Source organism: Paenibacillus sp. GCM10027628, from assembly GCF_042676385.1.
Classification (GTDB): Bacteria; Bacillota; Bacilli; order Paenibacillales; family NBRC-103111; genus Paenibacillus_E.
Genome location: NZ_JBHTHA010000052.1, coordinates 1 through 20,857, shown reverse-complemented (window position 1 = coordinate 20,857; position 20,857 = coordinate 1). Strand labels below are relative to the sequence as shown.

Below are 20,857 nucleotides of genomic sequence, written 5' to 3'. Positions count from 1 at the left end.
GTATGCAGCATAATGCCAGTATAATTCATTCTTCTAAAAGTTCAACAACTATTTAACCGTCGTTCAATTAAGAGGGGATGAGGTTGAAAAAAAGCTGCAGTTCATAAGTATGAACTACAGCTAATGACTGTTAACGTCGTTTAAAGGAGCCGGAACGCGTACTGGTGCTTGGTTTACTGCCTGAAGGCTTGGTAATCTTGCTTTGAGTGGAGCCATCATTTTTGCGATTCGTCGAAGGGCTGCCTGTATTAGGACTGCCTGCGCCGGTTTTAAAGCTTCCCGTCCGATCAGACGTGGTTGGCTTCTTATCATTCGAAGTGTCTGTTGCTGGTGCTGAGTTATAAGCTGGGGTTCGCGTATACCCCCTGTAATCGTAGGAGGTTCGATTGTTAAACCACCCGCCGCCGAAAATGGATTGAAGAATGGTGGCTGTCAAATACCCTTGCAAGAATGAGGAATCGTAATGGCTCTTCGCATATTGAATACTATCGATCTGAACGAGCGTATTACCGCTATCTTTTGGATCCTTTTGGATATTAATCACTTTATCGTTATATAGCAGGAACATCTGATCTTCAGATTCCTTGCTTTTTTCTTTAGGAGATTCTTGCGCAGCCAACTCTGCAGCAACTGCTGGTACAGGTTTGCCTTCTACCGAATAAACCTTAGATAAATTACTGCCGTTACCGTCTACGCTAACGAGAGGATATTGATTTTTCACATAGCTGCCGGCATCTGCGCCGCACGCGGTCAGAAGGGTAATGATCAATAGGAATGAAAGCCAAGATGTCCACTTTTTCACCGGGTATCCCTCCTTTCCAGACTTCATTTATGATACCATAGGCGGTTTAGTGCGTCGATTTCAAAAATTTGATTTGATTGCCCGGTGTTCGCTCGCCTTCCATTGCTACAAATTTGCCATCCTGCCATTGAAGGAAGAAAAAGCGGTTTTCCGGACCAAAATAACGCCAGAATGTCACGTCGTCTCCGCTGCGGAAATCGGTGTTTCCTTCCGTACGGGTCATATCATTGCGATAATTTTCAAGCTCGAACGTAACCTCGCCATCAAGCTCCAAACGGGATGGAACGTCGTTCGGGTCATCAAGGGCACCTTCTATGAAGCTGCAGATGAAACAGTCATAGGTTCGCCCTTTTTCTACAATTAAACACTGAATGTTTTTGCCGCTTTGTAAATAATAAGCATAGCGATGGGGGGCGAAGCCGCGGTCAAAATAAATCACTTTACCTGAAATAACATATTCTTCTAAATCCACATTCACAATATCTCCCACTTTGGCTTCCTCAAGCGGATTGCCTGCGGCAGCTGAAGTCGGTTCTTGTTTTTGACTGCGTAGGATATTGCTGACTCGTTTAAAAATTGACATAGAAAACTCTCCTCTGTTCCGTTAGTCGTTCTTTTACTTTATACGTTTCGCTAATCAGATAGGTTTCGTTCTCATCAGGAAAGTAACCTCTGGAAATGTGTGTATGACTTGTGCTATAATATTCGAGATATTCTTAAGGGCGGCCAGTTGGATCATTCATGCTTGTTGTGTTATGTATTCCACGAAGAAACTATAGATACGGATAGGAAGTCGTACTTAAGGGTAAAAAAGATACAAGGCATTAGCCTGCCCTGTACAAAAGGAGATTGGATAGATTGAAAACATTTCAAGAATTTGGTTTAGAACCAAAAATTTTACGCGCGATTACGGAGATGGGTTTTGAAGAGTCAACACCGATTCAGGAAAAAACAATTCCGCTGGCTATGGAAGGCCGCGATTTGATCGGGCAAGCACAAACAGGAACTGGTAAGACAGCGGCATTCGGTATCCCGCTCGTGAACAAAATTAACATCACAGAAGAGCGCATTTCAGCGCTTATCATGTGCCCGACTCGTGAACTTGCGATCCAAGTTGCAGAAGAAATTGAGAAATTAGGTCGTTTCAAAGGCATTCGTTCCTTACCTATTTACGGTGGACAGGATATTGTGAAGCAAATCCGCGCTCTGAAGAAAAAACCACAAATCATTATCGGTACACCTGGTCGCCTCTTAGACCACATTAACCGTAAAACGATTAAACTGGATGATGTGAAAACAGTTATTCTGGATGAAGCGGATGAAATGCTGGATATGGGCTTTATGGAAGATATTCAATCCATCTTGAGCTTAGTACCGGAAGAGCGTCATACCATGCTGTTCTCGGCTACGATGCCTGCTAACATTCAGAAGCTGGCACAACAGTTCCTTAGCAATCCGGAACATGTATCCGTAATTCCAAAACAAGTCAGCGCTCCGCTGATCGATCAAGCTTATATCGAGTTGCACGAGAAACAAAAGTTCGAAGCGCTTAGCCGTTTGATCGATATGGAAGCTCCTGAACTTGCGATCATCTTTGGTCGTACTAAACGCAGAGTTGATGAATTGGCTGAGGCTTTACAAAAAAGAGGCTACGCGGCTGAAGGCCTTCATGGCGACCTTTCCCAAAATCAACGTGACAATGTTATGCGCAAATTCCGTGATGGCAGCATTGACGTGCTTGTAGCTACAGACGTAGCTGCAAGGGGCTTAGACGTATCCGGTGTAACTCACGTTATTAACTTTGACCTTCCGCAAGATCCGGAAAGTTATGTACACCGTATCGGTCGTACAGGACGCGCGGGTAAAGAAGGTACAGCTTGGACGTTCGTGACGCCAAGAGAGATCGATCACCTGCATTTCATCGAAAAAGTAACTCGTCATCGCATTAACAAAAAGCCACTGCCAAGCTTGGCTGAAGCGATTGAGGGTAAACAAAAAATGACAGCCGAACGTATTCTGGATGTCATGCAAAATGAAACGCATGCCGAATTCAAAGGCTTGGCGATTCAAATGCTGGAGCAATACGATTCCGTTAATCTTCTTGCAGCTGCCATGAAGCTTTTGACAGGCGAGAAAAAAGAAGTCGAAATCGAATTGACTCCGGAAGAGCCGATCCGTGCAAGAAAGAAAAAATTCGACGTGCGCAGTTCAGGCAGACGCGTTGGCGGCGGCTATGGTTCAGGCGACCGCAGAAACGATCGTCAAGGCGGTTATGGCAGCAATTCCGGTTCTCGCTATCCTCGTAAAGACGGCAGCAGAGAGTACGGTTCTAGAGACGGTGGCGAAGGTCGCAGTTCCTCTAACCGTAACCGTGAATATGGTAACAGCGGTAACCGTGATCGTTCCAGAACGCCTCGCAAACCAGAGGAAACGCTTGTTAACAAATAAGACATCAAAAAATGAAGGCGGAGATCCCTGGGGATCTTCGCCTTTTTCACTAGTCGAGACTATGTTGTGTGTCTTAGATAATAAAAGAGCTAGTGATAATTACAAGCAGGATGAAGAGAACAAGAATAGCACCTGCGGATGTTCCAACTGCGTGAGACATAGTATCAACCTCCTGAAAATTGAATTGGGGATGATTCGTATTACCAATACTATACTATGTAAATAGACCTAAGCGGACTAGACATCTACCTATATAAGCAAAAATAGGCTATAATTAAGCTTATAAAATGTATAGGCAATACTTGAAGGAGGACACAGTTTTGGAGTTTAGAGGAGTAATGGGAGGGCTTTATAGAATATCAGAATGGATCATGCGGTTATCGGTGATCAATCTTCTCTGGATATTGTGCTCCATACCGGTTTTCTTTTTTGGGTTTATGGGTTTGGTGAGCCAATCCCCTGATGCATTGATGTCAACATTGCCGATTCTTGCAATTTTGACACCGTTTACTTTGTTCCCTGCTACCGCGGCAATGTTCACTGTAGCCAGAAAATGGGTAACCGGCGAAGAGGACGTACCGCTGCTTAAGACATTTTTCCGCGGGTACAAAGAAAATTATGTGCAAAGTATGGTTGGCGGTTTGTTATTTGTCGTTATTTTCGCCATCATTATCGTGAACTATTTCTTCTATATCAAACAAGGGAGTACACTTAAAGTTTTGGCCGTGCTTTTTATTGCTTTTACGGTCATTGTGACAATTTCCCTATTTAATTTCTTTTCGATCATGGTTCACCTTCATATGAAGGTATTACAAATTGTCAAAAACTCAATTTTAATCACGATCGGCAATCCCATCAATTCAATCGTGATGTTGATCTGTAACGGTGTTATCGTCTATATTTGCTTAACAAAGCTGAATTTTTTCCTTGTCGTTTTCTTCATGGGAAGTATTATGGCCACATTCTCTTTCTGGCAATTTAACCGGAGCTTCACGAAGCTGCAAATGAAGCAGCAGGAGCTGGAGGAGAAGGAACAGATGAGGTTGGCCGAAGCGCAAGCGGAAGAAGCGGCTAATGAAGCTGAGAATGGCACTGAGGATACCACAGAGGATCCCGTTTCCAAAAAAGAAATGGACAAGCATAAATCAGAAGAAACTGAGAAGAATAAAGAGTAAACCGATGCAACCTCTACCAGTTGAAAATAAGTGCTGGTAGCTCTATAATAAGGAATACAAAAGAATCCTGCGATGTTCGTTTCGGTTTTAAGTTGTTTTGAACCAATGACTGTTTCTAGGGAGACCTACATTGAAGCGTGGCTGACATGCCCTCGAAAAGGGACCTCAAAAGCGCCTCTGCGGACACCCACCTGCGAGAGCGGGTTTGAAACACCAAAACCGGACGGCATAGGCGGGTTTTTTTGTGTTTACATAAGTCCATACAAATCATAAGAACACGGTGGTGGGTGAAAAAGATGAAGTTATTTATCGACACAGCGAACGTAAATGAAATTAAACAAGCTTTTGAACTTGGGGTCATCTCGGGAATAACGACGAACCCATCGCTGGTTGCAAAAGAAGGAAGAGACTTTTTCGAAACGTTAAAAGAAATTATTGCCGTAGTCGGTAACATTCCCATAAGCGCTGAAGTCGTATCGCTGGTAGCTGGGGAGATGGTAGAGCAAGGCAAAAAGCTGGCTGCACTCGGAGAGGGAATCGTCATTAAAGTGCCAATGACAGCGGAAGGCTTGAAAGCGACAAAGATCTTCACAAGTATGGGCATTAAGACGAATGTAACGCTTATTTTCTCTTCAACACAAGCCCTTCTTGCAGCTAGAGCCGGGGCAACATACGTGTCACCCTTCATAGGAAGGCTCGATGATATTAATCAGGTTGGGATGAATCTGATTCAGGAGATCAGCCAGATTTTCCAAGTCCATGAAATTAAGTCGCAAATTATATCCGCAAGCGTACGCCATTCTGCTCATGTCATAGAAGCGGCGCTGCTGGGAGCCGATATTGCAACAGTGCCTTACAAAGTTATAGAGAATATGATGAAGCACCCTTTAACGGATGCAGGTATTGAGAAATTTACCGCCGATTGGGCGAGTGCTAATCAGAAATCGTTTTAAAATGAAAGGACCATCTTCGATTAGAAGACGGTCCTTTTTGCATGCGAATGTTCTTAGACATTCCATTTGTCTTTTAGTTCTTGTGGAATTTCTGGGGAGTAATCAAACCAAGATAAAGAGCCAGTGAAAGGTACGACCATAGCTACAATGGCTACAGTTGCTGTGATTGCACGAAGAGCAAATTTTTTCATGTTGAAGTCCTCCTTTCTATTAGTCTGAATAAATATTCGAATATAGGAGTGATCGAAATCACGTGAAATAAGAAAGCATCGATAAATAACGGAATCTGTAGGAATAAGTTAAGAACCACTAATAAAATGGCTACCCATTTTAGATGAGGAATCTGATCTTGTCGCAATCTCATAAAAACAACAATGTTTTTCGGGGCATATATGTATATCAAGACAATGGCAATCCCCGATAAAATATACATGATGAGAGGGCTATGGCTTTTGGGCAGAAAGGCAAGGGCAATCATACTAATGGAAGAAACAATCGTACAAAGCACAATAGAACGAAAATGAAGACTTCCAATGAATATTTTAATTAAGATCGTTGCTCCGACAATAAGGAATCCTTCATATAAATGACCGGTAATTCCGCATGCAAGGAGTGTAATCAAAGTAGTAAGCACAATTAGAGCTAAAAGACGAAAAACAAATATGATTGAATCTCTCGAGGGGGAATGCGGATTGTTATTCACGGAAAAATCCGCTATTCGAAATATCCATCGATCGATTAATTCCACGGCTTATCACCTTTTCGGTTATATTTATCTTTCAATAGTTTTTTATTATATTGATAAGAATAATAAACGGCTAGCAATGTACACAAAAGTAAAACGACTACAATAATGATGTGTGGAAGCGATATTGTGTGGGCAAAGTATCCGGAACTCACAATAATTGCTACTAATGAGAGAATCATGATAAGTGAAACGATGAAAAACAATTTATTTAACGGAGGCTTCGAATAAATATTTGGGATTAGAAAACCAAACTTTCTTTTTCCAAGAATGACTGAAACAACGTAAAGAATGGATGCGATAGCTAATAGTACGATATTGCGAGTAATTTTACTTGGCTCAGGTTCAATGATCCCGGCGATAGAAAAACCTATAAATTCTAACATTACTCCAAAAAGTGCGGAAATAATCCCAATTAAGATGCTATACCATATCGAAATATGAAAGACAACAACTAAGGCAATAATCCACAGAAACAAGGTAAATGAAAAATTAATAAGAGGATTGTGCCAATAGGTAATAAAATACACGGATTCACATGCGAGAAAAAGTGAGATCAATACATGCTTCAAACGTTTGTTATTCTCGTAAGGCAGTCGAAAAAGAACATCTGCTAAAGAGAGTCCTGCCAAAAATTCAATAAACGAAAAAAATGTATTAATTATGTAAGTCAAGCTGTTCACCATCTCTTCGTGTAAGTATCAATTGTATAAGGGTTCTTGTTATAATATATAACAATTTTCGACCAATATCGACTGTTTTCTTTGCGATTGCTTAATTATTTATGGAGACATTGACAATAAAAATAAAATTCAGTGCGGCATGTCCAATCATCGTAGGTGCTATGGATTGAGATTTCTTATAAATGTAACAAAACATTAAACCGATGATAAAGTACATGAAGAAATCAACCCAGCTATTATGAAGCATTCCGAATAAAATGGAACTGCTAACCGCAGCCAGCCATGAATGGATTTTTTTATCCAGCTCGTGAAAAATGATTTTACGAAAAATAACTTCCTCCACAATTGGCGCATTAGCAAGCATATATATAGGCATGACAGGATACTGTTGCATGAGCTGAAAAGGAAGAGAAGTTGTGGCTGTGTTGCTAGTAAAAAAATGATAGATGAATTGTACAATAATCGTAAAAAGAATGGATATTTGAATCCAGGTCCCCATTTTTGGCCGATCCATGAAAGATTTAATGGTTAGATGGATGTACTCATGGCGCAATAAATAAACCGTTAGGAAAGTTGTAAGAATAGGTATCCCGATAATCATCCATTTCGCTAAATAGAAATAAGCGGGGATCATAGTCGCTAAATAAACAACCAATATGATCAGTTTAGCTTGTTTTTGAATAACCGTCATTACTTTGGTTCCTCCGTTGCTTTCTCCTAGTTGAACCTATCGTACACGAATAAGTTCAAAAATAAAAGATAGCCCCCGGTTCTTTTATAAAGAAATAACTGGGGGCCATCTCTGATTTTATTGTTGTGCGAGATCACTTAATTGATGGAATGTACTTTGGAGCGTTGGATACAAGTTCCGATAGATTTGATAGTAGACTTCATATTGCTTAAGGTTGTTTTCGTTAGGTTCTACGCGATCAACGATTTTGATCCACTTATCACACAGGGTGGTAATATCCTCGTTTAACACACCGGATGCCGCCATAATGGCTGCTCCGTAGGCAGGGCCATCCGTTGAGTTAACGGTGACGACAGGGATGCCGAAAATATCGGCGATCATCTGACGCCAGAAGGGGCTTCTGGCGCCACCGCCATTCACTCTCAGCTCCGTCACTTCAATTCCGGATTCCTTCATGATTTGTAAGGAATCCCGAAGCCCGAAAGTGATGCCTTCGAGTATGGCACGGGTCAGATGCGCTTTTCCGTGCCGCAGGTTCAGCCCGATAAAGGCGCCGCGAGCCTTCGGATCGGGGTGAGGCGTTCGCTCCCCGGAAAGATAAGGCAGGAAAATCAGGCCTTCGCTGCCAAGGGGAGCGGTTGCTGCTTCGGACGTCAAGATCTCGTAGACGTCCTTGCCTTCCTGCTGCGCACGCTCCAGCTCCTCGTGCGCAAAGTGGTTCCGCCACCACTGGAACGAGCCTCCGGCGGCCAGCATCACGCCCATGCGGTGCCACTTGCCAGGCACCCCGTGACAGAACGAATGAAGCCGGTATGCTTCATCGATCTTGTACGTGTCGTCGTGAACGAAGACGACACCGGACGTACCGAGCGCCACGGAGGCGATGCCTTGGCGCACGACGCCGACGCCGACGGCGCCGCACGCCTGGTCGCCGCCGCCGGCGACCACAGGCGTGCCTGCGGCCAGCCCGGTGAGGCTGGCTGCCTCCGGCAGCAGCCGGCCGGCCACGTCGCCGGACTCAAAGAGCGGCGGCAGCCATTCCAGCGGAATGTCGAGCCGCTCGGCGACGGTCCGCGACCAGCTGCGGCCCGCAACATCCAGCAGCAGCGTGCCGCTGGCGTCGGCCATGTCCATGCCGAACGCGCCCGTCAGGCGCAGCCTGATGTAGTCCTTCGGCAGCAGCAGGTGCCGAACTCGCGCATAGTGCTCCGGCTCATGCTGCCGGAGCCAAATGACTTTGGGCGCGGTGAAGCCGGTCAGCGCCCGATTGCCTGTCAGTCGGCCGAGTTCGGCTTCGCCGACGGCCGACTCGATGTAAGCGCACTGCTCCGCCGTGCGCTGGTCGCACCACAGCAGCGCAGGCCGGATGACCTGCTGCGCTTCGTCCAGGAATACCGACCCGTGCATCTGGCCGGAGAAGCCAATACCTGCTACATCTTCACCTCGGACGCCGGTTTTCTCCAGCAAGGCACGGATGCCTTGCACCGTACCGTTCCACCAATCTTCCGGATGCTGCTCAGCCCATCCCGGATGAGGCTGCTGCATCGGATATTCGACGCTGTGACTGCCGATGACGCCGCCAGAATCGTCGACGAGAATGCACTTAACTGCAGAAGTTCCTAAATCAAGACCCATGAAATACGACATGTTGATTCACCCTTTGTTTGAGGAAATAGGATTAGCTTTTTCTTTCTTACTTTGTTTGTTTAATAAATATACAAAGATTATCACTAATCTATATTCGCAGCTTAGAACAGAATTCCTTCTTTATGCATATGATTTATTTTAGATTCAAGCCCATTTCATGCCACTGAATTCCTCCATGTTTGGATGCTGAAGGCGATACATAGTGAAAACCGTGTTTTTTGTAGAATGGGATCAAATGCTCCTCGCACATCAAGACGACTCCTTTTAACTGATCTTTCTTGGCTTGTTGAACACTTTGATCAAGCAGTTTGGAAGCAATACCTTTTCGCTGATAATCAGGATGAACGGCGATGGTCAATATACATAGATAGTTTCCGTCCGCATGAAAATCAGCTGTTTGTTTGATGCTATCGTCAGCAAGATGCACATGATCCAGTCTGACCCCATTCGTAACTCCAATAATCCGACCTTCATTCTCAGCTACCAAGAAATATGCGCCAAACATATCATTTCTAAATAAAAAAGCTTCCAGTGATGCGGCGGCTTCTGGAATATATACCTTTTTTTCGATTTCGTAAGCTTCATGAATATCGTGATTTGATTTTGCAGAACGGATGATCATGGAAGAACAGCTCCTTTATGTGTTTGGGTTTTTCCCTTGGGCAACTTATTTCCGTTAGTACATAATTGTTTGCCTGTAGCATAAATTAAAATTGTGTAGTATAATGACATTAAAAGTTTCCTCGGGTCAACATTATTGGTTGTGAGAAAGAAGGGATACTATGGAAGTGGCTTACAAAAAAACGGAACCAGAACAAAGCGGATGGAGAAGAAATTCCCCGATGCCAAGTTTGCCTGAAGTTCATCAAAGTCTGCATGTGCCGAAGAAAGCTGGTTTCTTTCGTAAACTGCTCGCTTTTGTCGGACCTGGTTATTTGGTTGCGGTTGGTTATATGGATCCAGGCAATTGGGCGACAGATCTTGCCGGCGGTTCTCAATTTGGATATACGTTACTTTCCGTTATATTAATTTCGAATTTAATGGCGATTCTCCTTCAAGCATTATCCGGTCGGTTAGGGATCGCAACGGGCAGAGATTTGGCGCAGGCTTGTCGCGATCATTACAGCAAGCCGGTCTCGTTTGGACTCTGGATATTGTGCGAATTGGCTATCGCAGCCTGTGACCTTGCAGAAGTGATCGGGGCGGCGATTGCCTTGAATCTGCTCTTTGGAATCCCGCTCATTTATGGTGTTATTCTTACTGCTCTCGACGTACTGCTGGTGCTATTGCTCCAGAAGAAAGGGTTCCGTTACATCGAGGCTATGGTCATTAGTTTAATTGCACTCATTACGGTTTGCTTTGTTTTTGAACTCATCTTCTCGCGACCTGATTTCCAGGCTGTTGCAGCCGGTTTTATACCGACTACGCAAATTGTAACGAACCCAGCTATGTTATACATTGCTCTAGGTATTCTAGGCGCAACCGTTATGCCGCATAATTTATATTTGCATTCTTCCATTGTTCAGACTCGTAAATTTGAGCAGACGCTTGAGGGCAAACGCTCTGCCATTAAATTCGCAACGATTGACTCTACCGTTGCTTTAATGCTCGCTCTATTTGTGAATGCGGCGATTCTCATTTTATCCGCCGCGGCTTTCCATTCAGCCGGGCAAGAAGTCGCAGAAATTCAAGATGCCTACAAACTTCTTGGACCGATGTTGGGTACGGGGGCTGCCAGTATTTTATTTGGCGTAGCACTTCTCGCATCCGGGCAAAACTCTACACTAACCGGAACATTAGCCGGTCAAATTGTTATGGAAGGCTTTCTTAACATCCGATTGACACCTTGGTTGCGACGCTTAATTACTCGCTTAATTGCTATCGTACCCGCAGTTATCGTTATTAGCATCTACGGAGAAAAGGGCGCAACCGATTTACTCGTGCTCAGCCAAGTTATTTTGTCCCTGCAGCTGTCATTTGCTGTTATTCCTCTTGTTAAATTTACTTCTGATCGCAAGAAGATGGGGGCTCTTGTCGCGCCGCGTTGGATGTCCGTGTTGAGCTGGATCGTGGCTGTTATCATTGCACTGTTAAATATATATTTGCTCTATGGTACAATCTTCTAATCAATCTTCTTAAATGCAAAAAGCAGGGATGCACTTCATTTCCTGCTTTTTCTTGATTTTCAACGAAATGAACCCTTCATTTTCAAAGCCTTTTCATTTTCCCTCTTTTTCTTAAGGTTAAACAGTGGTAAGATAGAAAATAGTGTAGAAATGGCAAGCGGTCGATACACTTCATTGAAGGGGGAAAAGGCTTTTGCTAAAGAGAACTTTGATAGGATTGCTTCGTAGTCACGAAACAACCGGAGATAAAGCGAGAGATCCATTGCTCAAAACTAGGTATTACAAGCTTCCTAAAGATCAGGTTTGGGAAGAAGTTACAGCTGTTCTCAAGAAAACGCCGGGGTACAAGCTTCTTCATGAAGTTCAAAATGTTGGCGAAATTCTCGCCGAACGTCGTACCATGCTAGGGCGAACGCAAGACGTTACCTTAACATTGTTTGGGATTAATCCGGTTAAGACCGCAGTTGACATCTACTCCGCTTCACGGGGATCTATGGGGGATCTCGGTTCGAATTATCGTACGATCATAGACATTTATAAACAATTGGATCGCAAGCTTGCGCCATATAAAATTGACGGTTAACAAAAACAGCAGGGAAGCTAGGCCTCCTTGCTGTTTTATTTGTGTATTAGTACATTTGAATTAAACGAGCTTTTTCACAGCTTCTACGGCTGCTTCATAGTTCGGATGGGATGTCATTTCGCCCAGGTACTCTACGTATTGTACAGTATCATTAGCGTCGATAACAAAGATTGAACGCATATCAAGTTGGATTTCTTTGATCAGCACGCCATAAGCTTCGCCGAAAGATTTTGTTTTGTAGTCGGATAAAGTAATGACTTTATCGATTCCAGCTGCACCGCACCAGCGGGATTGCGCGAAAGGAAGGTCAACGGAGATCGTCAGTACAGCTACGTTGTCGCCGAGGCCTGCTGCTTCTTCGTTAAATCGGCGCGTCTGAGCGTCGCAAACGCCTGTATCTAAGGATGGAACAACGCTGATCAGTTTCACTTTACCTGCATAGTCTGCGAGGGAAACTTGCGTCATCAAATCTTTGTTGACTGTGAAGTTAGGCGCTTTGTCGCCTACTTTAATTTCGGGTCCTACGAGTGTGATCGGATTGCCTTTAAGGGTAGCAACACCTGTACGTTCTTGTGCCATGGTTACTGTTTCCTCCTTTATTTTCCTTACCAATAATATCTACTTCATTATTATAAGCTTTTTCAAGATAGGTTGTCCAATCGCTGCTGCATGGCTATAATAAGACCGTAACAGCACAAATGAACGTACCGAATGACATAGATAGTTGGGGGATTTAGGTAGTGGAGTTAAGACAACTGCAGTATTTTGTTAAAGTAGCCAGAAAACAGCATGTTACTCAAGCTTCTGAGGAGCTACATGTCGCACAATCCGCTGTAAGCCGTCAAATTCATTTGTTGGAAGAGGAGCTAGGCGTTAATTTATTCGTACAGAAAGGTCGTAATCTGCACCTTACATCTGTGGGACATTTGTTTCTGAGCAGAGTGGAGGGGATTCTTACTGACTTGGAGCGAGCAGTAGGGGAGATCCATGAATTTCTCGACCCTGAAGCGGGGGAGATTCGCATCGGCTTCCCGCATAGCCTAGTCCTCAACCTGCTTCCTGCCGTCGTTGCGGCCTTTAAAAAGGACCACCCCAATGTGAAATTCAGGCTGCGTCAAGGGACGTACACCAGCTTGATTCGTGATGTCACTAAAGGGGAGATTGACCTTGCCTTCATCTCGCCTTTCCCTGAGACACATGAACACGTGACAGGCGAAATCTTGCTGACGGAAGAATTATTCGCTATTTTACCTGCAAACCATATTTTAGCCGAGTATACTTCCATCCGCTTGGAGCAGCTCAAACAAGAATCGTTCGTTATGTTCAGCGAGGAGTACACCTTGCGTTCCATCGTCATGGAAGCTTGTCTGAAGGCCGGATTCGTGCCAAAGATCGAATTCGAAGGCGAAGAGACGGATACGATCCGAGGCCTTGTTGCAGCCGGAATGGGGGTTAGCCTTTTGCCGGAGATGGCTTTGACGGAAGGCGGCCAAATGCAGCCTGCCAAAATACGCGTGACGGACCCGCAGGTGACTCGGACTGTAGGCCTGATTAGTCGAAGCGGCGAAAAACTGCCTTTAGTCGCGGAGGTGTTCAGACGATTCTTACATGAATATTTCCAACTCATGAAATGAAAAAAAAGCTTTCCTTCCAAGTGCGATTGGCGCTACTTGAAAGGAGAGCTTTATGTTTGTTAATCGTCGTTACTGCGGCTGTTGAAGATCATGATATACTTCAGCAGTTCGAGCACGGAGATTAATGCTGCAGCTACGTAGGTGAGAGCCGCCGCGTTAAGTACTTTGGCGACACCGTGTTCTTCCTGATTGGAGATGAAGCCTTCAGAAACCATGAGTTCGCGTGCTCTTGAGCTGGCGTTAAATTCAACCGGCAGTGTGATGAGCTGGAAGGCGACGGCTGCTGCGAAGAATAGAATACCGAGTCCAAGCAGCCAAGGTATTTGTTGGAAGAAGAAACCGGCTAGGATCAGAATCGGTGCAACGCCGGATGCGAAATTCACGATAGGAAACATCTGATGTCTCATGACAAGCATCGGATAATGGACCTTGTGTTGGATCGCATGACCGACTTCGTGGCATGCCACAGAGACAGCGGATATGGAACTTTCATAATATACGGGCTCGGACAAACGAACAACACGAGCCAAAGGATCGTAGTGATCGGTCAGTGCGCCGGGTACGGCTTCTACGGGCACATCATAGAGCCCATTGGCATCAAGCATGCGTCTGGCCGCCTGAGCGCCTGTCATTCCCGAATAAACCGGAACTTCCGACCATTTGTTAAAGGTTCCCCTTACTCGAAATGAAGCCCATAGGGATAGTCCGAAAGCAATGATAATAAGAAAATCCATTGGGTAGAAAAACATCCTGCATTCCTCCGTATTTCATTATGAGAACGGATTTTTACCAAGAAGCACAATTAGAGCTTCAATACAGGCAGCAGTAGGCTGTGTTAATATTTTATAAAGTTTCTTCAATTGATTCGGCTTTAATTGCTGGATGATCGGCCCAAGCTCTTTGGCTTCTTTCATGAGTTGCTCCAAATGAAGTTGGATAGATGTGAGCTTATCTCTCACATTATCATCGTGAGAAACTTTATTGAGCTGCTGTAAATTCGCTTTAATTTCTTCTAGAGTATATTTCTCGTTCTTCATGGTTTCAATACGTTTAAGTCGATTGAAGGTTTCATCGCTATATAGCCGATAGTTCGTATCGGATCTCTTTTCAGGTTCGATCAAGCCCAACTTGGTGTAGTAATCAATGGTTCGAGGACTTACATCGGCTAGTCTGGCTAATTCTCCGATTTTATATAGCTTTCCATTCCCCATTTCAAATTCACCTCTACTCCATGTTATGTTCAAAATCTACTACTAAGACTCATGATAACTGATTACAAACCGTACAGTCAAACGTAATGCTTGTCAAAGTCTAACTGAAATTGACTCTAGAAGCGTATTATGTAGTTTTTTCTGTCATGTATGTAGGGAAACACGAATTATGCCTGTTCGATGTCAGGTTATTTTTCGTTTTTTTCTATTTTTCGGAGAAAATCCTATTGTCAAACCTAACCTTCCTGTATATAATGACATTAAGAATTTCATTTCGTGTTATAAAAACTAACATAAAGGGATGTGGTCGTGTGGTTAAGAAGTTCTTGTTAGCTTTCGGTATCATGGCATTATTATTTCCAACTCTTGCTTTTGCAGCGGATGATGCAACAGTCCCACAGCTTCAAAGTGCAATTGATGCCGTTTGGGTAATGCTTGCGGCGATACTGGTCATTTTCATGCAAGCCGGTTTCGCTCTTCTGGAAGCAGGTTCTACTCGAATGAAAAATGCCGGACACGTTGCCGGTAAAACAATTCTAACATTCGGATTATGCGCGATTGCATTCTGGGCGGTCGGTTTCGGTTTTGCTTTCGGCGACGGCAATGCTTTCTTCGGTACAACAGGCTTCTTTGTATCCGGTCTGGAAGATCAGGCTAAAGCGGCTTTTGGTTCCTTATCGGCTTCCGATGTTCCGATCGGCATCAAGTTCTTGTTTCAATTAGCGTTTGCCGGCGTATCCTTGGCGATTGCTTGGGGCGGTTTTGCCGAAAGAGCGAAGCTTCCCGTATATTTCATCTTCGGTATTTTGTTTACTGTAGTGATTTATCCGATTGTTGCTCACTGGGTATGGGGCGGCGGTTGGTTGAGTACATTGGGCATGCAGGATTTTGCAGGCTCCACGGTTGTACATCTTCAAGGGGCAACTGCAGCGCTTGTTGCAACAATCTTGTTAAAACCTCGTATCGGCAAATATAATAAAGATAAAACACCTAACCTGATTCCAGGTCACAACCAAGTTTTGTCCGTACTCGGTGTTATTATCCTTTGGATCGGGTGGTTTGGATTTAACCCAGGTAGTACATTAAGCGCTATGGGAGACGGTTTCTTCGGTTACATTGCGCTTACAACGAATATGGCTGCCGCGGCAGGCGGAGTTGCAGCGTTAATTATTTCTTGGATGTATTTCGGCAAAGCAGATATTCCAAGTATGCTGAATGGCGTTCTCGCAGCGCTTGTTGCCATCACAGCAGCTTGCGCATTCGTAGACACATGGGCAGCTATCGTGATCGGCGCAGTTGCAGGTATCGTTACCTTCTTCACGGCTCAATGGTTTGAAAAAGCAGGTATTGACGATCCGATCTATGCTTTCTCGGTGCACGGTATTGCAGGGATCTGGGGAACGCTTTCCACTGGTTTGTTCGCAACGCCTGAGCTATCGGCGAAAGTCGGCGTAGGTGGAGCAGGATTGTTCTATGGTGGCGGCTTACATCAATTGGGCGTTCAAGCATTAGGCGTGTTCGGCGCAATGGCCTTCGTACTTATCCTTTCCTTCATCATCCTTGGCATCATGAAAGCAACGGTTGGCCTTCGTGTAACCGAAGAAGAAGAAATTATCGGTCTGGACTTATCCGAACACGGATCTTACGGCTACCCGGAACAAATGAAAAAAGCGGCACAAAACGGAGTATCCGTATAATTCACTAACACTTTCTACTAGAGCGAAGGGGATGCAACATGAAACATCTCTCCATGGAACGGATCTTGGAACGCATTCATCAGTCTGAACAATTCGATGAGTTGCGCATGACCCGGGACCAGGTACATGAGATGTTTCGGGAGCATCTCCTTTTCGCGTATTCACCTGACCTCGGGCGAGATGTCAATGATATTCATGATGCGTTCATACGTAGAACGATTGAATTAGCTGAACATATGCTGGAGGATCAAGGTCATGGGAAGCCGCCTGTTCCATATGCTTTTATTTTGTTCGGAAGCGGAGGTCGCAGTGAACAAACGCTTTGGAGCGATCAAGACAACGGTTTGATTTATGAGGATAGTAAACAGTATTCCGAAGATGAGCTCGAAATTTATTTTGCCCGACTCGCGGATTGTATTCTCCAAGGGTTAGCGGTGCTTGGTTACCCGCCATGCGAAGGGAATGTGATATCCAGTAATAAGCAGTGGAGAAAATCGTTAACTTCATATAAAGAAATGATGATGGGATGGTTGGAGGAGCCCAGTTGGGAAAATGTTCGCTACTTGCTTATTTTGGTCGATATGCGATGCATTTACGGAGCGGAATCGCTTATTTTCTATTTAAAAAGTGAAATGCTGGCGTACGTTCGGCAACATACAAATATTCTCAAGTTTCTGCTTTCCAATACATTGCATCACAAAATATCGTTAGGCGTATTTGGTCATCTGATTACAGAGCGCTACGGGGAAGATGCCGGCGGTTTTGATATTAAATACGGTGCTTATATCCCGATTGTGAATGGGATTCGGCTGCTGTCGATTCAATCGGGTATTCATTCATCCTCTACCTTGGAACGAATTCTACTTATGAAAGATGAAGCTTTTATTTCAGCGGAAGATGCGGCCGAATGGTATCAAGCCTTTGGGACGGCGCTGAAGCTTAGAAACTTAACGTCATTTCAATTGGATGGCGGTTTGTATACGACGAGAAGCAAGTTAGGTGCAGAACAATTGACTAAGGAGCTTAGGCAAGAATTGAAGCGTTGTTTACGAGTAGGGATGGATTTGCAAAAATATGTGAAAAAATCGATAGAGAATCATATAGAAAGAGAAAAAGGGCAGCATCATTCGGATCGTAAGGAGAGAGGTGGTTCGGGATGAAAGACATGCGTCCGGCAGGCCGTATGTGGCATTTGTACAAAATGGGCGGGCTTACACCTGCCATCACTTCGATGTTTGATGTACAAAGCGCCCAACAGATGGCGTTTATTCGATCTATGCTCAAAGAGCAGAGGAAAAATTCGCTGTATGATATTCCTTTGCATTCGATGGAACTTGTCGTGTTTGACTTAGAGACCACGGGATTTTCTCCTTACAATGGAGATGAAATTATTTCCTTTGGGGCAGTATCGGTGGTTGGTGGAGACATTCAGCACGATCAATCCTTTTATAGCGTTGTCAATCCAAAACGAAAAATTCCTGAGGAAATTGTTGAGTTAACAGGTATTACGAATGATATGGCTGCAGATGCGCCCGAATTAATTGTTGTGCTCCGTGATTTCTTAGAATTTGTTCAACAAAAAGTGCTCGTCGCACATGCAACGGGCCACGACAAAAATTTCTTGAACGCGTCTCTATGGCGTACTTCTAAGGTAAGCTTATCACACCGTGTGCTGGACACGATGATGATTGCGAAGTGGTTAATGCCCAAAAGAAAAAATCTAAGTCTGGATTCACTGCTTGAAACTTATGAAATTCCGATCACGAAGCGTCATCATGCCCTCGAAGACTCCTTGATGACTGCGCGGCTGTGGTCAAAATTTATGGAAGAAATCAGATCTAGAGATGTCGATACGTTAGGCGATTTGTATGCCTTATTAAGCCATCATTGACCAATGACAAACGAAAGTTTGTGAACGGAGGTCGTGGAGGCTTTTTTTATGTGATAAATTTGCAATTTGGGGTTAACAGGAGTCTGCAATGAAAGTATCCAGTGGGTTGGGATTGTGTGCCAAAGCGTTTCCAGATCTTCACTGGAAGGGACTGGAGGTGCAGTTGGGTGGGAATGGAAAATGCCAATTACCGGATTCGTCGAGTCCATCAAGTAAGGAATCATTTCTTGGGGGTTCATGATAAATTGCTGACTCGGATTCTTTGAATGGTTGCTGATTGGAATCAATGACGCAGCTTCGATGATGCAATCGCGTATTGATCCGGTAATAAGTCCGCATGCTTCATACGGGACGGTGTTCAGTGCGTAATGGATAAGTTTGTCATATAATTCTGCCCGTAGTTTTACAAACAATGCATAACACATCTCTTTCTTGCCGGAATGATGATATTATAAAAGTTTAGGCTAAGAAAAAACAGACTCCTATGTGGAATCTGTCAATTGACCTGCCCTTTAGGTTTGATTAAGAAGAAGACGAGGCCTAAAGTGATTAAGGCCAGCGAGGAAACGGTGATGAAGATGGCTTTATGTGAGATGCTCATTAGCCAGCCGAAGATGGGTGGACCAAAGGCGACGCCAATGAAGCGAAGACTATTATAGAGAGACGTGATCATACCGCGTTGTTCCCGTTCTACCGAGCCCGTAATCATCGTGTTTAAGCAAGGCAGCAAGAGGCCTGTGCCAATGCCGCTAAGCGTTAATAATCCGATGAAAATATAAAGATTTGAACTGAGGAAAATGGTCAGCGCTAATGAAATTGTCATTAGGACTAGCCCTATGTTCATTAACCAACGCATTAAGGTTCCGTTCTTTTTGATCAATGCGCCCGTCGTATAGGCGGTTACCACTTGCCCTAATAAGGGTATAGCGAGAACAAGCCCTTTTTTCACGCCGTCAATTCGGTAAGGTTCTTCTTCTAGTATTTGCGACAAATAGAAGAGGACGCCGAACAAAATGAATAAGGCCAGCGACCCTGCAAAAAAAGAAGTGATCAGCCATCGGCCCTTTTCTTTGAGAATGTTTCCGATTTGTCCGATGTATGCTTTCAAGCTCTGAGGCTCTTTCTTTTTTTTCGGCTCTTTGATCATAAAAATGACAGCAAGTAAGGCGAGCAGGCAAAATACCGGGAACGCAAAAAAAGGGGCGAACCATATAAGTAAAGCAAGCAGGGAGCCGAATATGGGACTTACTACTTTCCCGGTCCCGTTCGAAGCTTCGATCAAGCCTAAGGCTTTGCTCTCGGTTCCTCCTTTATATAGATCGCCGACAAGAGCCATTGCAATGGGCGCTGTCCCAGCGGCTCCAAGGCCTTGTACAGCCCGCGAGATGATCAGGATAGTATAAGAGTTCCATATCGCTCCAAAGCCCGCTAGAATGCCGGCAGCGCCGTAAATGATGAGAGATGGGATGATCACGGCTTTTCTTGAGAAGCGGTCCGACAAATATCCGGATATAGGGATGATCAATCCGGCAGTTATGGAAAACAATGTAATGACAAGGCTGCTTTGAAAGCGGGAGATGCCCATTTTATCCTGCATGTCGGGTAAGATGGGAACAAGCATTGAATTGCCTAGCACTAAAACCAAAGGTATGGTTGCAATAGCGATGAATTCCCAGATGTGTCCTTTTGAGGTTTCACTCTTTTTACTGTCACCGCTGTTATTGTTCTTCGTCTTCTGAGCTTTGGGATTTTCGTCCAGAACTTCGCTCTCAAATACAATGTTGAGTCTTCTGCTCTTTACTTTTTCCATCCTTCCACTCCTTCTCGACATGACTGTAACGTTACTTTTCCCCATCCCAGTCAAGACATACTTTACTTTTATTCCTCAGATGTTGGAATTCTGAACGATTTGGAGATAATATAGACTAAAGTGGAGGTGCTAACGTTTTGAAAAGGAACGTGTTCATATTAGCTTTTGTCGTGTTGCTTGCGGGATTTGCCGTCTATCAGAATGCCCAACACGCAAATAAAGAGACTATTCTGCCAACCGAGCAAGCGCCTAAGGTGAATTATCTGGCGCCATCTTTTACCTTAACAGGACTTGATGGCAAGGAATATACGATTGGCGGACCGAGAGAGAAGCCGTTGTTAGTCAATTTTTGGGCATCTTGGTGTGGTCCATGTGCGGCTGAGGCTCCAGACTTAGTTGCGATGTACAAAAAATATGAAGGTCAGTTCGATCTTTATGCCGTAAATGTAACGCCTGGAGATAAGATGGATAATATTAAAAAATTCGTTGACGAATATAAGTTTCCTTTCCCTGTACTGTTGGACAAAAAGGGTGAAAACGCCGATACATATCGCGTTGTAGCCATTCCCACAAGCTTCCTCATTGATAAAAATGGGGTTGTCCGAGAAGTGATTCATGTTCTGTCCCCGCGGGAACTTGATAAGAAAATCTCCAACTTGATTAAAGGTTGAAAAAAGAAAAGCTGCCGGAAGGTCGTATGTGGTATTATCCCCTTTAAGTAGACACTCAATAAAAACCGTCATGTTATCATGAGGGAACGA

Annotated in this window: 24 protein-coding genes and 1 other RNA gene; 11 read left to right on the top strand and 14 right to left on the bottom strand. The window is 44.3% G+C overall.

Going from position 1 to position 20,857, the window contains the following annotated elements:
• Nucleotides 1-130: 130 nt before the first annotated feature.
• Both ACFQZT_RS31395 and ACFQZT_RS31390 read right to left on the bottom strand, forming a co-directional pair.
• The gene (locus tag ACFQZT_RS31395; RefSeq protein WP_379306744.1) at nucleotides 131-802 is read right to left on the bottom strand and encodes a DUF4247 domain-containing protein; all 672 of its coding nucleotides are present in this window, start codon (nucleotides 800-802) and stop codon (nucleotides 131-133) included.
• A 46-nt stretch (nucleotides 803-848) separates the two neighbouring features.
• Complete coding sequence (locus ACFQZT_RS31390) at nucleotides 849-1,385, bottom strand: DUF4178 domain-containing protein (RefSeq protein WP_379306742.1); 537 nt, start codon at nucleotides 1,383-1,385, stop codon at nucleotides 849-851.
• A 275-nt stretch (nucleotides 1,386-1,660) separates the two neighbouring features.
• Between ACFQZT_RS31390 and cshA the strand changes: the two genes are divergently transcribed.
• Nucleotides 1,661-3,250, top strand: coding sequence for a degradosome RNA helicase CshA (gene cshA / locus ACFQZT_RS31385; RefSeq protein WP_379306740.1), 1,590 nt, complete (start codon nucleotides 1,661-1,663; stop codon nucleotides 3,248-3,250).
• Between the two features lie 73 nt (nucleotides 3,251-3,323).
• Here cshA and ACFQZT_RS31380 read toward each other — a convergent pair whose 3' ends face one another.
• A complete protein-coding gene (locus tag ACFQZT_RS31380; RefSeq protein WP_379307021.1) occupies nucleotides 3,324-3,410 on the bottom strand; it encodes a YjcZ family sporulation protein in 87 nt (28 codons plus the stop codon).
• A gap of 160 nt (nucleotides 3,411-3,570) precedes the next feature.
• On the opposite strand from ACFQZT_RS31380, the gene ACFQZT_RS31375 reads away from it, so the two are divergent.
• The 3 genes from ACFQZT_RS31375 to fsa all read left to right on the top strand — a co-directional run bounded on the left by ACFQZT_RS31375 (nucleotide 3,571) and on the right by fsa (nucleotide 5,378).
• Nucleotides 3,571-4,425, top strand: coding sequence for a YesL family protein (locus tag ACFQZT_RS31375; RefSeq protein ID WP_379306738.1), 855 nt, complete (start codon nucleotides 3,571-3,573; stop codon nucleotides 4,423-4,425).
• Nucleotides 4,426-4,486: 61 nt separating this feature from the next.
• Nucleotides 4,487-4,668, top strand: a non-coding RNA gene (ssrS, locus tag ACFQZT_RS31370) — 6S RNA.
• Nucleotides 4,669-4,721: 53 nt separating this feature from the next.
• A complete protein-coding gene (gene fsa, locus ACFQZT_RS31365) occupies nucleotides 4,722-5,378 on the top strand; it encodes a fructose-6-phosphate aldolase (RefSeq protein WP_379306736.1) in 657 nt (218 codons plus the stop codon).
• Nucleotides 5,379-5,431: 53 nt separating this feature from the next.
• Here the strand turns inward: fsa and ACFQZT_RS31360 are convergent, their stop codons facing one another.
• The 6 genes from ACFQZT_RS31360 to ACFQZT_RS31335 form a co-directional block, all read right to left on the bottom strand.
• Nucleotides 5,432-5,569, bottom strand: coding sequence for a hypothetical protein (locus tag ACFQZT_RS31360; RefSeq protein WP_379306734.1), 138 nt, complete (start codon nucleotides 5,567-5,569; stop codon nucleotides 5,432-5,434).
• Nucleotides 5,566-6,081, bottom strand: coding sequence for an accessory gene regulator B family protein (locus ACFQZT_RS31355; protein ID WP_483874900.1), 516 nt, complete (start codon nucleotides 6,079-6,081; stop codon nucleotides 5,566-5,568). Before ACFQZT_RS31355 ends, ACFQZT_RS31360 begins: the two co-directional genes overlap by 4 nt.
• 35 nt (nucleotides 6,082-6,116) lie before the next feature.
• Complete coding sequence (locus tag ACFQZT_RS31350; protein WP_379306730.1) at nucleotides 6,117-6,797, bottom strand: hypothetical protein; 681 nt, start codon at nucleotides 6,795-6,797, stop codon at nucleotides 6,117-6,119.
• 100 nt (nucleotides 6,798-6,897) lie between these two features.
• A complete protein-coding gene (locus ACFQZT_RS31345) occupies nucleotides 6,898-7,497 on the bottom strand; it encodes a CPBP family intramembrane glutamic endopeptidase (RefSeq protein WP_379306728.1) in 600 nt (199 codons plus the stop codon).
• A gap of 117 nt (nucleotides 7,498-7,614) precedes the next feature.
• Nucleotides 7,615-9,144, bottom strand: a complete 1,530-nt coding sequence (gene xylB, locus ACFQZT_RS31340; protein WP_379306726.1) for a xylulokinase — start codon at nucleotides 9,142-9,144, stop codon at nucleotides 7,615-7,617.
• Nucleotides 9,145-9,277: 133 nt separating this feature from the next.
• Complete coding sequence (locus ACFQZT_RS31335) at nucleotides 9,278-9,766, bottom strand: GNAT family N-acetyltransferase (protein ID WP_379306724.1); 489 nt, start codon at nucleotides 9,764-9,766, stop codon at nucleotides 9,278-9,280.
• 160 nt (nucleotides 9,767-9,926) lie between these two features.
• Here ACFQZT_RS31335 and ACFQZT_RS31330 point away from each other — a divergent pair, with 160 nt between their 5' ends.
• Nucleotides 9,927-11,270: an Nramp family divalent metal transporter gene (locus tag ACFQZT_RS31330; protein WP_379306722.1), complete on the top strand. Its 1,344-nt coding sequence runs from the start codon at nucleotides 9,927-9,929 to the stop codon at nucleotides 11,268-11,270.
• A 193-nt stretch (nucleotides 11,271-11,463) separates the two neighbouring features.
• Nucleotides 11,464-11,853, top strand: a complete 390-nt coding sequence (locus ACFQZT_RS31325; protein WP_379306720.1) for a DUF1499 domain-containing protein — start codon at nucleotides 11,464-11,466, stop codon at nucleotides 11,851-11,853.
• A 60-nt stretch (nucleotides 11,854-11,913) separates the two neighbouring features.
• On the opposite strand, the gene tpx is transcribed toward ACFQZT_RS31325, so the two are convergent.
• The gene (gene tpx / locus ACFQZT_RS31320) at nucleotides 11,914-12,432 is read right to left on the bottom strand and encodes a thiol peroxidase (protein ID WP_379306718.1); all 519 of its coding nucleotides are present in this window, start codon (nucleotides 12,430-12,432) and stop codon (nucleotides 11,914-11,916) included.
• Nucleotides 12,433-12,593: 161 nt separating this feature from the next.
• On the opposite strand from tpx, the gene gltC reads away from it, so the two are divergent.
• On the top strand, nucleotides 12,594-13,487 hold the full coding sequence (gene gltC, locus ACFQZT_RS31315) for a glutamate biosynthesis transcriptional regulator GltC (protein ID WP_379306716.1): 894 nt from the start codon (nucleotides 12,594-12,596) through the stop codon (nucleotides 13,485-13,487).
• Nucleotides 13,488-13,546: 59 nt separating this feature from the next.
• On the opposite strand, the gene ACFQZT_RS31310 is transcribed toward gltC, so the two are convergent.
• Nucleotides 13,547-14,236 carry a zinc metallopeptidase gene (locus ACFQZT_RS31310; RefSeq protein WP_379306714.1) on the bottom strand — a complete coding sequence of 230 codons (690 nt, stop codon included), beginning with the start codon at nucleotides 14,234-14,236 and terminating at the stop codon, nucleotides 13,547-13,549.
• A gap of 21 nt (nucleotides 14,237-14,257) precedes the next feature.
• Nucleotides 14,258-14,698: a MerR family transcriptional regulator gene (locus ACFQZT_RS31305; RefSeq protein WP_379306712.1), complete on the bottom strand. Its 441-nt coding sequence runs from the start codon at nucleotides 14,696-14,698 to the stop codon at nucleotides 14,258-14,260.
• Between the two features lie 311 nt (nucleotides 14,699-15,009).
• On the opposite strand from ACFQZT_RS31305, the gene ACFQZT_RS31300 reads away from it, so the two are divergent.
• From ACFQZT_RS31300 to ACFQZT_RS31290, 3 genes are read left to right on the top strand one after another with little or no spacing between them, the layout of a single operon-like run.
• Nucleotides 15,010-16,395 carry an ammonium transporter gene (locus ACFQZT_RS31300; protein ID WP_379306710.1) on the top strand — a complete coding sequence of 462 codons (1,386 nt, stop codon included), beginning with the start codon at nucleotides 15,010-15,012 and terminating at the stop codon, nucleotides 16,393-16,395.
• Nucleotides 16,396-16,433: 38 nt separating this feature from the next.
• Nucleotides 16,434-17,555, top strand: coding sequence for a DUF294 nucleotidyltransferase-like domain-containing protein (locus tag ACFQZT_RS31295; RefSeq protein WP_379306708.1), 1,122 nt, complete (start codon nucleotides 16,434-16,436; stop codon nucleotides 17,553-17,555).
• Nucleotides 17,552-18,286: an exonuclease domain-containing protein gene (locus tag ACFQZT_RS31290; RefSeq protein ID WP_379306706.1), complete on the top strand. Its 735-nt coding sequence runs from the start codon at nucleotides 17,552-17,554 to the stop codon at nucleotides 18,284-18,286. Before ACFQZT_RS31295 ends, ACFQZT_RS31290 begins: the two co-directional genes overlap by 4 nt.
• On the opposite strand, the gene ACFQZT_RS31285 is transcribed toward ACFQZT_RS31290, so the two are convergent.
• The gene (locus ACFQZT_RS31285; protein WP_379306704.1) at nucleotides 18,280-18,711 is read right to left on the bottom strand and encodes a M67 family metallopeptidase; all 432 of its coding nucleotides are present in this window, start codon (nucleotides 18,709-18,711) and stop codon (nucleotides 18,280-18,282) included. The genes ACFQZT_RS31290 and ACFQZT_RS31285 overlap by 7 nt on opposite strands.
• 71 nt (nucleotides 18,712-18,782) lie before the next feature.
• Nucleotides 18,783-20,096 carry an MFS transporter gene (locus ACFQZT_RS31280; protein WP_379306702.1) on the bottom strand — a complete coding sequence of 438 codons (1,314 nt, stop codon included), beginning with the start codon at nucleotides 20,094-20,096 and terminating at the stop codon, nucleotides 18,783-18,785.
• 137 nt (nucleotides 20,097-20,233) lie between these two features.
• Here ACFQZT_RS31280 and ACFQZT_RS31275 point away from each other — a divergent pair, with 137 nt between their 5' ends.
• On the top strand, nucleotides 20,234-20,767 hold the full coding sequence (locus ACFQZT_RS31275) for a TlpA family protein disulfide reductase (protein ID WP_379306700.1): 534 nt from the start codon (nucleotides 20,234-20,236) through the stop codon (nucleotides 20,765-20,767).
• The last annotated feature ends 90 nt before the right edge of the window (nucleotides 20,768-20,857 follow it).

What these genes read in the sequence shown, in the direction of transcription:
- tpx (WP_379306718.1), bottom strand. Translation starts at nt 12,432, where the DNA reads ATGGCACAAGAACGTACAGGTGTTGCTACCCTTAAAGGCAATCCGATC.
- ACFQZT_RS31280 (WP_379306702.1), bottom strand. Translation starts at nt 20,096, where the DNA reads ATGGAAAAAGTAAAGAGCAGAAGACTCAACATTGTATTTGAGAGCGAA.
- ACFQZT_RS31360 (WP_379306734.1), bottom strand. Translation starts at nt 5,569, where the DNA reads ATGAAAAAATTTGCTCTTCGTGCAATCACAGCAACTGTAGCCATTGTA.
- ACFQZT_RS31290 (WP_379306706.1), top strand. Translation starts at nt 17,552, where the DNA reads ATGAAAGACATGCGTCCGGCAGGCCGTATGTGGCATTTGTACAAAATG.
- ACFQZT_RS31345 (WP_379306728.1), bottom strand. Translation starts at nt 7,497, where the DNA reads ATGACGGTTATTCAAAAACAAGCTAAACTGATCATATTGGTTGTTTAT.
- ACFQZT_RS31335 (WP_379306724.1), bottom strand. Translation starts at nt 9,766, where the DNA reads ATGATCATCCGTTCTGCAAAATCAAATCACGATATTCATGAAGCTTAC.
- ACFQZT_RS31390 (WP_379306742.1), bottom strand. Translation starts at nt 1,385, where the DNA reads ATGTCAATTTTTAAACGAGTCAGCAATATCCTACGCAGTCAAAAACAA.
- fsa (WP_379306736.1), top strand. Translation starts at nt 4,722, where the DNA reads ATGAAGTTATTTATCGACACAGCGAACGTAAATGAAATTAAACAAGCT.
- xylB (WP_379306726.1), bottom strand. Translation starts at nt 9,144, where the DNA reads ATGTCGTATTTCATGGGTCTTGATTTAGGAACTTCTGCAGTTAAGTGC.
- ACFQZT_RS31380 (WP_379307021.1), bottom strand. Translation starts at nt 3,410, where the DNA reads ATGTCTCACGCAGTTGGAACATCCGCAGGTGCTATTCTTGTTCTCTTC.
- ACFQZT_RS31295 (WP_379306708.1), top strand. Translation starts at nt 16,434, where the DNA reads ATGAAACATCTCTCCATGGAACGGATCTTGGAACGCATTCATCAGTCT.
- ACFQZT_RS31305 (WP_379306712.1), bottom strand. Translation starts at nt 14,698, where the DNA reads ATGGGGAATGGAAAGCTATATAAAATCGGAGAATTAGCCAGACTAGCC.
- ACFQZT_RS31330 (WP_379306722.1), top strand. Translation starts at nt 9,927, where the DNA reads ATGGAAGTGGCTTACAAAAAAACGGAACCAGAACAAAGCGGATGGAGA.
- ACFQZT_RS31310 (WP_379306714.1), bottom strand. Translation starts at nt 14,236, where the DNA reads ATGTTTTTCTACCCAATGGATTTTCTTATTATCATTGCTTTCGGACTA.
- ACFQZT_RS31285 (WP_379306704.1), bottom strand. Translation starts at nt 18,711, where the DNA reads ATGTGTTATGCATTGTTTGTAAAACTACGGGCAGAATTATATGACAAA.